The organism is Haloarcula terrestris (assembly GCF_031624315.1).
Taxonomy (GTDB): Archaea; Halobacteriota; Halobacteria; order Halobacteriales; family Haloarculaceae; genus Haloarcula; species Haloarcula terrestris.
Map to the genome: position 1 here is coordinate 1 of NZ_JAMQOM010000008.1, position 12,017 is coordinate 12,017.

15 protein-coding genes and 1 pseudogene are annotated in these 12,017 nt (G+C 54.2%); 8 read left to right on the plus strand and 8 right to left on the minus strand.

Translation table 11 applies throughout. The features are described 5' to 3' along the window. Positions 1-76: 76 nt before the first annotated feature. The 3 genes from NDI54_RS16095 to NDI54_RS16105 form a co-directional block, all read right to left on the minus strand. Positions 77-988, minus strand: coding sequence for a homing endonuclease associated repeat-containing protein (locus NDI54_RS16095; RefSeq protein WP_310897460.1), 912 nt, complete (start codon positions 986-988; stop codon positions 77-79). A gap of 101 nt (positions 989-1,089) precedes the next feature. After that, positions 1,090-1,920 carry a DNA-binding protein gene (locus NDI54_RS16100; RefSeq protein ID WP_310897461.1) on the minus strand — a complete coding sequence of 277 codons (831 nt, stop codon included), beginning with the start codon at positions 1,918-1,920 and terminating at the stop codon, positions 1,090-1,092. Positions 1,921-2,471: 551 nt separating this feature from the next. Then, complete coding sequence (locus NDI54_RS16105; RefSeq protein WP_310897462.1) at positions 2,472-3,476, minus strand: right-handed parallel beta-helix repeat-containing protein; 1,005 nt, start codon at positions 3,474-3,476, stop codon at positions 2,472-2,474. A gap of 370 nt (positions 3,477-3,846) precedes the next feature. Between NDI54_RS16105 and NDI54_RS16110 the strand changes: the two genes are divergently transcribed. The 3 genes and pseudogenes from NDI54_RS16110 to NDI54_RS21465 form a co-directional block, all read left to right on the plus strand. Further along, positions 3,847-4,218, plus strand: coding sequence for a cyclophilin-like fold protein (locus NDI54_RS16110; RefSeq protein ID WP_310897463.1), 372 nt, complete (start codon positions 3,847-3,849; stop codon positions 4,216-4,218). A gap of 142 nt (positions 4,219-4,360) precedes the next feature. Further along, entirely contained in the window at positions 4,361-4,642 is a 282-nt protein-coding gene (locus NDI54_RS16115) for an AbrB/MazE/SpoVT family DNA-binding domain-containing protein (protein WP_310897464.1), read from the plus strand. Continuing rightward, positions 4,639-4,761: pseudogene (locus NDI54_RS21465) on the plus strand (nucleotide-binding protein); the annotation flags it as partial. The gene NDI54_RS16115 and the pseudogene NDI54_RS21465, both read left to right, overlap by 4 nt. On the opposite strand, the gene NDI54_RS16120 reads toward NDI54_RS21465, so the two are convergent. Further along, a complete protein-coding gene (locus NDI54_RS16120) occupies positions 4,751-5,200 on the minus strand; it encodes an HVO_A0114 family putative DNA-binding protein (RefSeq protein ID WP_310897465.1) in 450 nt (149 codons plus the stop codon). The pseudogene NDI54_RS21465 and the gene NDI54_RS16120 sit on opposite strands and share 11 nt — an antisense overlap. Before the next feature lie 22 nt (positions 5,201-5,222). Then, positions 5,223-5,561 carry a toxin-antitoxin system TumE family protein gene (locus tag NDI54_RS16125; protein WP_310897466.1) on the minus strand — a complete coding sequence of 113 codons (339 nt, stop codon included), beginning with the start codon at positions 5,559-5,561 and terminating at the stop codon, positions 5,223-5,225. 187 nt (positions 5,562-5,748) lie between these two features. Between NDI54_RS16125 and xseA the strand changes: the two genes are divergently transcribed. Further along, a complete protein-coding gene (gene xseA, locus NDI54_RS16130) occupies positions 5,749-6,960 on the plus strand; it encodes an exodeoxyribonuclease VII large subunit (protein WP_310897467.1) in 1,212 nt (403 codons plus the stop codon). Continuing rightward, positions 6,957-7,133 carry an exodeoxyribonuclease VII small subunit gene (gene xseB, locus NDI54_RS16135; protein ID WP_310897468.1) on the plus strand — a complete coding sequence of 59 codons (177 nt, stop codon included), beginning with the start codon at positions 6,957-6,959 and terminating at the stop codon, positions 7,131-7,133. The genes xseA and xseB overlap by 4 nt, the downstream gene beginning before the upstream one ends. Positions 7,134-7,464: 331 nt before the next feature. On the opposite strand, the gene NDI54_RS16140 is transcribed toward xseB, so the two are convergent. Together NDI54_RS16140 and NDI54_RS16145 are read right to left on the minus strand one after the other, a co-directional pair. Further along, complete coding sequence (locus NDI54_RS16140) at positions 7,465-7,716, minus strand: hypothetical protein (protein ID WP_310897469.1); 252 nt, start codon at positions 7,714-7,716, stop codon at positions 7,465-7,467. Next, positions 7,713-8,009 (minus strand): hypothetical protein, encoded by a 297-nt coding sequence (locus tag NDI54_RS16145; protein ID WP_310897470.1) that lies wholly within the window; start codon positions 8,007-8,009, stop codon positions 7,713-7,715. The genes NDI54_RS16140 and NDI54_RS16145 overlap by 4 nt, the downstream gene beginning before the upstream one ends. A gap of 183 nt (positions 8,010-8,192) precedes the next feature. On the opposite strand from NDI54_RS16145, the gene NDI54_RS16150 reads away from it, so the two are divergent. Beyond that, on the plus strand, positions 8,193-8,384 hold the full coding sequence (locus tag NDI54_RS16150) for a hypothetical protein (RefSeq protein WP_310897471.1): 192 nt from the start codon (positions 8,193-8,195) through the stop codon (positions 8,382-8,384). Between the two features lie 590 nt (positions 8,385-8,974). Next, positions 8,975-9,847, plus strand: coding sequence for a hypothetical protein (locus NDI54_RS16155; RefSeq protein ID WP_310897472.1), 873 nt, complete (start codon positions 8,975-8,977; stop codon positions 9,845-9,847). Between the two features lie 305 nt (positions 9,848-10,152). Here the strand turns inward: NDI54_RS16155 and NDI54_RS16160 are convergent, their stop codons facing one another. Continuing rightward, positions 10,153-10,845, minus strand: a complete 693-nt coding sequence (locus NDI54_RS16160; RefSeq protein ID WP_310897473.1) for a hypothetical protein — start codon at positions 10,843-10,845, stop codon at positions 10,153-10,155. A 407-nt stretch (positions 10,846-11,252) separates the two neighbouring features. Here NDI54_RS16160 and NDI54_RS16165 point away from each other — a divergent pair, with 407 nt between their 5' ends. After that, positions 11,253-11,978 (plus strand): hypothetical protein, encoded by a 726-nt coding sequence (locus NDI54_RS16165; RefSeq protein ID WP_310897474.1) that lies wholly within the window; start codon positions 11,253-11,255, stop codon positions 11,976-11,978. Positions 11,979-12,017 lie beyond the last annotated feature (39 nt).

A 12,017-nucleotide genomic window follows, 5' to 3' on the forward strand; every position in this document is an offset into this window, starting at 1 on the left:
CTGATTTAGACTTAGCGACCGTAACACGGGTGAAGAGGCGGATTTCGGATGTCAAACCAATCTGTCTCTTCGCTTTCTACCAAGATAACGCAGTCGTAGCTGTCGCGGCTAGCGAAACTACAGAGCCAATATCTCCATTCTCGTTACGATAGGAACTCAGGGGCTGTACATGATGAACATGAATATTGTGAGAATATTTTTCGAGGTGCTCGTCACTACTAATACTACAACCCGGCATCTGGCACGTATGTTCGTCCCGCTCTAGAGCCACTTTCCGTTGTTCACCCCATTCGGGACCATATTCAGTTTCATCACAGACAGAACCCTCTTTCCAGCGGTGATTGTCAGAACCGGTTGGGTATCCCTTGGGTTCGTATCCAGCCGCCCTGACCACGTCTTGCCAGCCATCCCAACAGCGAAAGTAGGCTCGTCTCGAGAACTGACCACGTTCGTCCATGTCATCCGCCGTCGGAACTTGGCCTAACTCCTCTTTGAGTCGAGTTAGTTCATCTAACAACTCCCTTTCCGGTATCGCATGACGTTGATTAGGCGAAAAACCTGCCGCTGATAGTGCATTATTCCAACTGTCAAACCGCTTCTGGGCAAGCTTGACTGAATACGTCCCCAATTCACGCATATCGGAAGCCGTCGGCGGCTGTCCTAATGTCTCAGCCACATCTTGGATATCCTCACGTATGTCATCTGGAGTTACCCCAAATTCCACCGCAGGCTCCAAACCGACAGAGCGGAGAGCTGAGCTCCACGACCCAAACCGCAATTTTGCAATAGACACCGAGAATATACCCTCTCGTTTCATCTCATCACACGTTGGGGCTCTACCAAAATTGCTAGCAAGTCGAAGAATCTCGTCTTGAATCTCTGTCTTGGGTATTTTACTGTCATGGGACTTATGATGCTGTTTCAGTTTCGAAGGGTCTTCGAACGATACGTCGCAGAAATAACAACAGTGTGTTTCTTTTTCATCCATAGTTCAGAAGGCGTTTTGACCGACGCCTCAGCCCTCTGGGCGTCAAAAAATTCGGTGCAACTATCGAGACAAAAAATTTGAAAACAGACGGTCGAGACTTCCTATTTCTGACGGATAATTCGACTCCGACCAGTGAGCGCAATCGAGACACGACCCTGGTACCAATTTTTCGCAGCTAACCGGAGGGTGATCTGCTCACCCTCTCTGACAAACGCAACATCACTTTTTGCCCAACTTGTAAATTTAATTCTACCAGAGTCGTCTTTGATGAGTCCAACTTGTTGAATCGCACTGCTGCTACTTTCCCACAGAGTCTCCACCCGGCCTTCAATACTCACTTCGCCGCGATTGACCTCCTCAACTTTCGAGATTGGGATGACCGTCCCGGCCGCCTGATCCAGTTCGTCGTAGACATCGACGACTGCATCCGTCATTCCACGGCCGTCTGCAACCCGCTCGGCCAGCCGCCGACTGATCGCCGCCCGCGTCCAGCCATCGAGTTGCTGCTCCAACCGTGCAGCCTGCCTGTTGACCGTTGCTAGTTTTGACTGCGAGAGCACCTCTCGGGGATCGTCTTTGTCTGGATCCCGCCATCGGTCCACGCTCGCGGCCCGCTTGTCGAACCGCTCTCCTGCCTGCTGTCTCGCCTCCTGCACTGCCTGTCGCGATCCGGCTTCCCGCGTTTCAATGTGCTCGCCGACCCGGGCACGAGTCCGTGCAATCTCGATGTCCCGCGCCATCGCTTCCTCTTCCTGTGCCAGCGTCATGCTCGCCCGGCAACTGTCCGGGTGATTCGTATCGACCTTTCCCTGGATCTCTTGTTCGACCGACCGCCGCAGTTCGGGTGTCTCGTCAACGACCCAACCGCGCTTCTCGTCTTTTCGCTTCTGTGCGACCGTACGCTTATCACGAATGACCTTCTTACCTGACATTGGAACTCACAGGTTCCTGAAGGCGCTCACGCGCCGACACCGCGATGCTGCAACATCGCGGTTTTCTCAACGATAACGACCGACAGTCCCGACTGCGCTCTCGCTCGCGCCTTCGCGAGCGCCCCTGTGGGCGCGAGCGAGAGCGCTTTCGTGGAATGAATAAACCAGCCCCGCGCGCCGACACGCCGCCCGGAGCGAGCGGCCAGCGGGATTAGCTTGCTCGTGTCCGGCCCGCGAGGGGCGCAACCGACAAGCTAACCCGCTGGCGTCGAAGGCACATGCACTTTAGCCCGGAACGGATGCTCGCGGTGCGGAGAGCGTCCGCATGCCCGGAATGGTCAGTCGCGAGCGTCGCGAGCCGTGACCGTCGCGAGCGGGGAGGCACGACTCGCGACGGTCGCGGCTCGCTGCGAACGGGGAACGGCAGTGACCCGTGAGCATGCGGAGGGCGGCAGGGCGAGCGGGGCGGGCCACAGACGACTCAGCTATACGGAGCGGAGTAATAGATCACAGCCCAAAAAATACAGAGACTTCAATCTATTACCGCTGACTCACCGTGACGGACTGTCAATCGACCGTCTGAGCCACGGTCGAAAGTCGATATCGCCCTCGATATCGTCACCCTTCCCGACTTCTTTCCCGGCTGGATTACGCCGCCCGTCAGGACCACCTGGGCCACTCGCATGGCCCCACCAGTTATTTGTCGCATCTAACGTCGTATTATCGACATTGAGCGCACCACGACGCGTGTTGTCCACGATATCGTTGAAATCAATGACCGTCTCGTCGGCAGCCACTTTGACTTCGATACCCAGGTTGTTGTTCTCGATTACGTTCTCGGTGGCTTGGTACCCACTCCCGTCAGCTTCCACTTCGAACCCAACGCCATCGAACTGTGACGATGGATCCGACAAGACGTCCGTCAGTTCGTTGCCAGTGACAGTAACATCCTCTGGCACCTCATCGTGATTCCCGGTCCCTCGAATGACGACACCAAAGCCGTAGGCTGTCACTTCCTCGGCGATCTCCGTTACGACATTGTCCTCAACATCGGCACCGTTGACATTGCCCTGGATGCTGATTCCGGCGGCACCAGCCTGATCTTCGTTGCGCAGGTTTTGGACTTTGTTCTGGCGCACAGTGGCATTCTCGATGGCTTCGCTCGCATCGCCGCCGAAAATATTGATTCCATCAACACCGTAAAACCCACCGCCTGAATCATCTCGCTCGAAGTCCCGGACAACGTTGTTCGCAATCACGATGTCGTTCGGTGTATTGCTGGCCCTGACAGCCTCGGATGTCTGGTTGGACTCGGCTGCCGGTGGTGTAACATCGAAGCCGTCCAGCTTGGCCCCATCAGCTCCAAGTATCACTCGGCCTTCGATGGTTGCCTCGTCGCCGCGGTTCCCGTCACCAGGGATACCACTATTGGGTCCGTCAAGTGTAAGTTCCTCGTCAACTGTGACATCCTCAGCGTACGTGCCTGGTTCGACACAGATCGTCGCGCCACTGCTTGCACTAGTAATCGCAGCCTGGATTGAATCTCCATCACTCACAGTCACATCACAGTGATTGCTCGCTCCTGCGACACCCGTGTATGCAGCACCCGCTACGACGGCACCACTAATTGTTCGTAGAACGGTTCGCCGTCGGTACAGCTGAGTTTCGCGTGTCATGACTCATACACCCTTGACCGCCCTCTGGCCAGAGTGTGATATGAGTTGACACAACGCATGATTATATAAGTAGGAGATTGACAACTATTCGACAATTCTAAACAGGGGCCGGCTATCGGAATACCCGCTGTACACCAGCGCTTCATGATCTACAGAGAGCAAAGTAGACTGGCTGTAGCCGGTGAATAGCGTGTAATCGCTACAAGAAACGCCCTGAATTCTTTTTAGCGGTGGTATCGAACAGGGGCCTATGGCTGCCCTCCAGATTACTGTCGATGGACAGGAACTGACCGCGGACTGGACGAAGGAAAACGCGGAAACCCGCAATGCCATCGCTGCAGCGCTCCCACTGGAGGGTGATGCGAGTCGTTGGGGTGATGAACTATACTTCCGAACTGGGATCGATGTCGACCCAAAGACGACACAGACAGAAGTCCCGGTTGGATCAGTAGCCTACTGGCCTCAGGGGAACGCTATATGTTTGTTCTGGGGACCAACACCGGCAAGTCACGACCAGGAACCACGGGCAGCTGCACCAGTTGCTGTGGTCGCTACGGTTGATGATGTTTCACCGCTTGATGCGATTCAAGGCGGGGCAGCCATTCGCATCGAACGGGCCTGAAACTGGACGACAAGAGCTGTCTGGACACGGAGATGGATTGAGGTCAGTATCGAAGGAACCACCAGAGGCGGCGAGAAGGACGGGCTAGTTCATACACAGAACAGTCGTGCTACCCATTGCGTATTACTCTAATAGTACCGATATGCCGCGTGTTACCAGCAAAGGGCAGGTCACCATCCCAAAAGAAATTCGGGACGCGCTCGGAATCGAACCCGGTGACGAGATCGCGTTCGAAGAGGGAGAGTCCGGCTACACGATCCGAAGGAAAGAACCAACCACCGAAGAGAGAGACGATCCGTTCGAAAAATACCGTGGCAGCGCGGCAAGCGATGAGACAATGCCGGATCGGATGCGTCGACTCCGTGGCGAGTACCCCCGCGAGGTCGGCACCGAGGAAGACGATGACGTGGAGGGCGAGACGTGATCACGGCAGTCGATACGAACGCTCTCCTTGCGCTCTTGTACGAAGACGAATACACCGACACGAGCAAAGCGGAGCTTCGGCGCGCCTACACTGAGGGACGAGTCGTTATTACGGGGCTGCGGTCGCAGTGTCACCCGCTTCGGGATCAAATGGGAGATTGATCACGAGTTCATCGAACCAGACGATCGGACGCTTGCTCTGGCCATCTTCCTCGAACAAGATAATCCCCAGTTGCGCGAGGCGACTGAGTTCTTCGTGAACGTTTTTTACATCTCTGTCGACGACCCGGGCAGCCTCGTTGATGCTGGACGGCTCTTCCCGACGAATTGCTTCGATGAGTTCGAGGACACGCGGGGTCAGCGTCTCCATAAGAGCATCGTAGCTGGTAAACGAGAGCGCGGGCGCGGCGTCCACTGCATCGCTCTGTTCCAGTGACGCAATGTCGTCGGTGACATCGTCGTGAAACTCGTCGGCCGACTTCACAGTCACGACAAGTGTGGACGCAGCCCGAAGCTGTTCGCGTTCCATCGGATGCAGTGGTGGCGTTGAATCGGTCATGTGTATCACCGTTGTGATGGACTCATGTGACCTGAGGTTCGGATTTCGGAATTTCGCTCCAGAACTGTTCCCAGAGTTCGACCATCCCTGGGAACTCGATTATGTCTGGTTCAGGGTCGGGTGCAACGTGGCGTTCGTGCCCTTTCGTATCCTCGTGAGAGTTGTCATAGCGACGGATCGTTCCGTCCGCAAGCGTGCAGGGTGGGTCTGGCTCCGTTGCACCGTAATGGAGCTTGTAGGCCCACCCAGACGGGTATGCATCACGGTCAGTCCGCATGCAGAACACGCGAACAACGGTCCCGTCAGGATACTTTTGGCCCTCACTCACGCCATCGAGGTCGTCGTCAGTCAACGAGCCCATCCTCAGCTATGGTACACAGACCAACACCATAGTAGTATTGGTTGTAAGACCAATGGTCGTATTGCTTGTCTCGGGAAATCGAATAGTAACACGAACATTGCTGGGACCATGTCTGAGCGCTTCGGTTACGAGCGATTCGACCGCCCCACCATGACTTAAGTACGCAACCATACTACAGGGGAGTCGAATGGGTTCGGAGCCGGAGCCGACGCATACGTCGCTGGAGACACTCCAGGAAGCACTCCAGACTGAGCGAATCACCTACGTCGATACACTGAACGAGGATATCGGCGCAGTCGTCGAGAGTGCAGACCAGCTCGCATTCGATTATGTCGTCGGTGATGTCTCCGACTACGGTAAGTCCTCGAACGATCACGTCCACTTTGACTTGGTCCACGAGGGCTCGACGATTCATTGCGTGGTCTTTGGATACAAACGGTCGACCATCGACGCCACAATCGAGGACGGCATGCAGGTTGCCGTCAAGGGCTCGCTATCGTACTACGAGGACGGGGGTAACGTCTCCGTCATCGTCGAAGATATCGTGGAGGTCGGTGAAGGCACGTATCAGCAGATCTACGAGCAAAACCGGCAACTGCTGGACTCGGATGGGTTGCTTGATCCGGAACACAAACAGGCTCTTCCAGACTTCCCTGAACGGATCGGGATCGCTACCAGTGCGACGAGCGATGCCCGGAAGGATGCGATCACCAGCATTCGCGAACGCTATCCTGACGTGGATATCGTCATCCAGAACACGAGTGTCCAGGGCGACGATGCGATGATGTCGATCATGGGCGCGATTAGTGAACTCGATGACGACCCGCTGGTCGACGTTATCGTCCTCACCCGTGGAGGCGGGTCCGACAAACATCTCCGTGTGTTCAATGAGACGCCACTCTGTCGTGTTATCCACAAAACCGACACGCCAGTTGTGGTCGGCGTTGGCCACGAGAACGACCAAACACTGGCCGATGAAGTGGCCGACCGACGGGTGATGACACCGACCGAGGTTGGCGAAATCGTTCCGGAGAAGGTAACGCTGGAGACGGAACTGGACACGCTCGAAGAGCGCTTGGATACCGTCTACTCTGACACTGTCGAGACGACGCTGGAGACGATGGACGACCGACTTACTCGGGCGTATAACCGGAAAGTCGAGTCGGATATGTCATCGTTCGAAGCTGAACTGGATCGCGCATACGACACACACGTTCGCGATGAACTGACCGACTTTGAAAATCGACTACAGCAAGCACGAACGCAGTACGATCAGCAGCGGAAACGAGAACAGGAGGCCGCTGCCCATCGCCGCCAGCGTCGACGGCTGCTGCTCATCTTGGCCGCTCTAGGACTGCTCGTTGTAGCCCTGCTCCTGTACATCCTGCTTCCACTATGAAAGACGAAACAATTGCCGACAAAACCGACCGGCTCGAACAGATCATCGAACAGCTCGAAGACGGTGACGTTTCGCTGGAACGGGCGAACGAACTCCATGCCGAGGGGACGGAACTGATCGCTGAGCTTGAATCCGAGCTGGCTGTCGGGGATGGCGAGGTTATCGATCGGTAGAGCGTCTCGGTATCTGTCTTTAACCGCGATCTAGCCTAGTTCTGTCCAACCCAAACTCAGCTTAAACCGTCGAAGGTTCGTCCGTAATCGTCGGTCCAGTACTCGGACCGGGAAGCCTTCGGAGCTTCAACCCCACGAGGTTCCGTCTGAAACCACAGGGTGGTTTTCTCCGGAAACGGTGGTGTGTGAGCTTCAACTGCATAAGTATCCAACTGAAACTATGCCCGGTTCAGGCAGATGACTGAGGCCAATGGACGGTTTTCACTCCACCGTTTTTGTCGATCTCCAATACCTGCTGAACCCCCGGATCGACAAAAAGTACGTCGCTTACCTACACCGTCGCAGTCACGTGCTGATACTCTGCTTGGGAGGGTGTGGGCCGTAGCGTTAACTCAGCTAGTGCTAACTCCCGTAGCACTTCTGGTGGCACACCGCCGGTATCGTGAAGCACGGCATCAAGCGTCCAGGCATCGTACTGGCTCGCGTTTGGGGCGACTACGTCAACGGCGACAGTGGGCACGCAGTCACGAATCTCACGAGCAGCCCGCCGAACCCGTTCACGTTTCTCCACGGTGCAGCTCATGCTTTCACCCCCTCAATGAGATCGTCAATCAGTGAGCCGCCAACGTGGGGGCCGATATCCCAGCCACGCTCGTTCTGGGTGTACTCACACCACTCGGAAAGCGTCTCAAACGATGTCTCCGACAGTTCGACTGTCTCTGCTTGTCCATCAGCCGTGACAACAGCCACGGCAAACTCGTAGCTGTCCCAGTAGTGGGCCGCACCTCCGTTATCGATGCCAAGGAACAACGGCTGGTTTTGAGTGAGCAGCTTGCGTGCGGTACGTTCTTGTGGATTGGATTGCGTAGTTGTCATTGGTTCTTGGTTGGAACCAACGCGCCTCGGTGCTACAACACCGGGGCGATTTGCTTTCAAGGGATCAAATCGCCCAGTAGCGCGCCTGTTCCTGTGCTTTATTGATTGGTCGGTAACACCATAATACTTTTGCTCTCCGTAAACAATTGTGCTGATGGATGAATGCCTCAAGGTAAGCGCTCGGTGAGTGATTCAGAAATAGTAGATGCGTTTGAAGAAATCGAAGGTCCATTTGCGGGGGCCTCTGAGATAGCTGAATTCTTTGGTCACACCCGTCAGTGGGCACATCAGAGGCTTAGTGAGCTGCATGAAGACGGTACTGTGAACAAAAAGAAGACTGGCAAACAATCTGTTGTTTGGTGGGTTGAGGATTAGCCTTGGCGAGTCTCAGAAAGGTATTGCTTCCCGCCCTCTGTAACCCAGTAAAATCGCGAATTTCCGCCTGGGTTTTTGCTATTCACGTAACCTGAGGATTCGAGTTTCTGGAGTTGCTGGTGTCCCCATTGCCGGGTTTTGTCGAATTCATCACCGACTTCTTTGGCAGTAAAGGCAGGATCTGGAGATTGGACCATGAACAAAAGAATCTCACGAGAGCTTACAGCCGGATCTGGTCCACTAGACACAGTAAGTCAAATTCTCGGGTAGCGATTAAGTCATACGGTGTTTTCTATTTACGGCTAGCAAAGGTTAAGTGGTGGCAATGTACCACTCGAAATAGACGACACAGAGACACCACAGTCGTCGCATTTCACCAATGACCGAACGCTCTCCAACCATCGATGAGTCGCATCGCTCCCCAGCACACTCTCGAGACGCTTCGTCCCTGCTGAGCCCTGCAACCAGATCTAGAGGAGTTGTCGACCATAGCAGTGCTGCAGTCTGAGCGACCGTCTCGTCCAATTCGCTTAGCCCGTGCCGTGGTCGGCACACCTGGTTCGATTCCGGGCACGGGTCCTTTGGTCCCAATGACTTCAGACCATTCCCACGACGATGCTGTCGATCGTACGACCACCGACGCAGCCGTTGCCGCCGACCTCGACGTAGACATCCCCCAGACCGACCACTCCACCGACGATCTCCAGGCCCTCCTCAACCAGATACAGGACACTATACCACCCCTCGTTTCGAGTGTTCTCCAGACGCTCATCCAGACTATCGACTCACTGCAACACCGTATCGACGACCTCGAGACAAAACAGGAGCAAACACACGACATCGCCACCACGGCTAGCGGCAAAGCCGAAACCAACGCCAGCGACATCACCGATTTGGAAGCCGACCACGAGAAGACCCACGACATCGCAACCAGCGCCGTCGCGAAGGCCAACCAACTTGAGGCCGACCAGCAAGAGGACGCAGAGACGCTCCCGGACGGCGTGGAGCCGAGTTCCTCCCCGCTGGATTTCTTCGCGAACTGCCGCCAGACCAAAGTCAAGCAAGCGTTCGTCGAGGAGTCTAATCGCCAGAATACCTACCGAGCAATCGCCGTCGCGAAACGCTGGCCAGAGTTCGCGACCACACGCACCGATGGTAGTGGCGTCTTCCTGACCAAAGACGACGTACAGACGGCTCTCACTGCAGAGCTTGGGAAACAACCCCATCGCCAGACTGTCGCCAGAGTGTTGGACAAACTCCTCGAACTGGGCGGCAGCGATGTCATCGAAAAGCGACGCACAGTCGGGCGCAACCAAGCGACGAAACAGATCCTCACGATGGACAAAGACACTGCAGAGGGACTGCTGGAGAAACGCTACATCGGGCTGGATTTACTTGAGACCACGACTGGCAAAGCACAGACTGGTGGTGTCACGCCCGTTGTGACGGGGGGTCCAACCTGAACCCTGTGACAGACCAGCCACAGCGACGAATCGACCGACGACCGCGGCGATAGAACGCGACGGCACATGCCCTGTCGTCGTCGACGCCCGCTTTCGATAGCTGCAGGACTCAGCAGGACCCCTTCGGTTCAAATCCAATGTGGATAGTTATTACAGACTCAGTGAGATACCATCTGATAGGCTCGTCACAACAGGTGTGACTCTATGGGTGATTGTATCTATACCAGTAGAATCTACACCAAGAGAAATTGAATCAACGGAGGCGTGTTGTACTGACCTCTTCTCACAAATTCCAAAACCGAGAGCTATTCGGGACTCATTGAGCGGAGAACGTGATCAATCACTTGTGATCCGCCAGCTTCATCGGCAAGTGACAGTGCTCTCTGAGCAGGTACGACGCTCACGTAGCAGTCTGGAAAGGTGAATAACACATAGATGATATCGCTTGTGGGATACAGGAATATGTTTTCACCGCTCTTTGGGTCGATTGCTTCTTCAAAGGGTACTGGATGAAGTATCCGCTCATACAACTTTCCAAGTTCTGCCGGGTTGTTGTTCAGGAATTCTCCTAACCCGACTCGGTTTTCGTGATCAATCCGGATCCCATTGTCAGTCTCCTGTACAACGGCTTTGTCGTCCAGGTAGGCCTGCATCTCATCTAAGTCTGCACGTCCGACAACTTCGAAGTCTAATTGATCTGCTGGAACGGGAGGATCAATCGAGCGGACGTAGCCGTAGATTTCAGTTATGAAGTGTTCTGGCAGGACGCCTTCATTTCCGCTTCCGTCGCTCTCACTGTCTTCACGTGTGATGTGGTAGAAAATCGAGTCTTCGTCGAATGCAAGGGTGAAGTGACGATTATTCCAGTCGTTCGTTACTGACATTCCGTCTGCTGTCGGTTCAAATCCAAGTGTATCTCCGTTGAATCGGAGATTTATACCTTCTCCTTCGGTATCTATGTGGATGTCAGACCCGAGATCGAAGTTGAACACGGTCACCGGTCATAATTACCAGTCGATTATTAACTAGGTAGCTACTTATTATTCTAGTTTTGTAGCCATATATAAGAAATCTTCCTCGAAACATCTCTTGTTCAGATCAAGGAGAGAAGTATATAGTCGATACGGAGAGAATGATAAAGATTAGATTAACCCAACTGAGTACTGCTCTCTCTTGATTTACTCGACTTCGCTGAGATTCTGGCTTAGGAATCTCTCGGTGTATGAATTGTATTTATAGAACTCACCCTTTGAGGCAACCGACTGTCACCCCCTCTCAATACCTGTCGGCGAGACACAGGTAGCCCTTCTGAAGCACTCTAGTTGTCCTAGTTCACCACCAGATTTTTTGGATGAGATAGCAAGCTTAATACTTTAGTTCCGATTCAGAAATTAAGTGAGAATAAATGAAAATAAGATTGGAAACGTTTGTGCTCTTCAGCATCAGTCTCTTACTCATAACTGCCGGTTGTTCGACACTGGCTGGATCCAGCCCAGAATCAACACCGACGCCCGAACCGACTGTAACAGAAACACCAACACCAGAACCAATTGTCACAGAAACATCGACGCCAACACCCACAGAAGCCGAGACAAAAGCCCCTGAACACACTCCCACGGAGACAGAGTCTGACCTTCTCGCTGAACGACGGCAAAAATATGCAGCCTTCAATGAGACGTATCGCTTCCTGCTCCGGGACACTGGTACGGAAGTAATGGTACTGGACTCACAGGCATATCCGGAAAACGAGACGTATCATCTCACCTACCAGCTGAACGCGTCAATGAACCACTCCAAGAATACGGCCATACGTCGGGATGTTGCTATCTCGTATATCGTCGTCGCGGACAGCTGGAACACAGACGAGTATCCGGACAAGGACCACACATGGCTCCCGGATATGGTTTGCCTTACGAGTGTTACTGCGGACGGGACGGTATACGGCCACAACTACATTCGGTACAACTGGGCCTTCAAGTACAACGAAGGACTCTGGAGTAGTCTGGTTTATATGGGCCACTATGGTGGTACCCTCGAAAAGGGACCAGCTGATCCAGACTACGGAAGTAATGAAACCGGTGCAGATCCTGATTATCCAGAACCGTACGATAACGTCTGCCGGGGAACCTGACGCTACTCAAGAGTAGCTGCTTGTCTATCTGAACGGATT

What these genes read in the sequence shown, in the direction of transcription:
- NDI54_RS16095 (WP_310897460.1), bottom strand. Translation starts at nt 988, where the DNA reads ATGGATGAAAAAGAAACACACTGTTGTTATTTCTGCGACGTATCGTTC.
- NDI54_RS16100 (WP_310897461.1), bottom strand. Translation starts at nt 1,920, where the DNA reads ATGTCAGGTAAGAAGGTCATTCGTGATAAGCGTACGGTCGCACAGAAG.
- NDI54_RS16110 (WP_310897463.1), top strand. Translation starts at nt 3,847, where the DNA reads ATGGCTGCCCTCCAGATTACTGTCGATGGACAGGAACTGACCGCGGAC.
- NDI54_RS16115 (WP_310897464.1), top strand. Translation starts at nt 4,361, where the DNA reads ATGCCGCGTGTTACCAGCAAAGGGCAGGTCACCATCCCAAAAGAAATT.
- NDI54_RS16120 (WP_310897465.1), bottom strand. Translation starts at nt 5,200, where the DNA reads ATGACCGATTCAACGCCACCACTGCATCCGATGGAACGCGAACAGCTT.
- NDI54_RS16125 (WP_310897466.1), bottom strand. Translation starts at nt 5,561, where the DNA reads ATGGGCTCGTTGACTGACGACGACCTCGATGGCGTGAGTGAGGGCCAA.
- xseA (WP_310897467.1), top strand. Translation starts at nt 5,749, where the DNA reads ATGGGTTCGGAGCCGGAGCCGACGCATACGTCGCTGGAGACACTCCAG.
- xseB (WP_310897468.1), top strand. Translation starts at nt 6,957, where the DNA reads ATGAAAGACGAAACAATTGCCGACAAAACCGACCGGCTCGAACAGATC.
- NDI54_RS16140 (WP_310897469.1), bottom strand. Translation starts at nt 7,716, where the DNA reads ATGAGCTGCACCGTGGAGAAACGTGAACGGGTTCGGCGGGCTGCTCGT.
- NDI54_RS16145 (WP_310897470.1), bottom strand. Translation starts at nt 8,009, where the DNA reads ATGACAACTACGCAATCCAATCCACAAGAACGTACCGCACGCAAGCTG.
- NDI54_RS16155 (WP_310897472.1), top strand. Translation starts at nt 8,975, where the DNA reads ATGACTTCAGACCATTCCCACGACGATGCTGTCGATCGTACGACCACC.
- NDI54_RS16165 (WP_310897474.1), top strand. Translation starts at nt 11,253, where the DNA reads ATGAAAATAAGATTGGAAACGTTTGTGCTCTTCAGCATCAGTCTCTTA.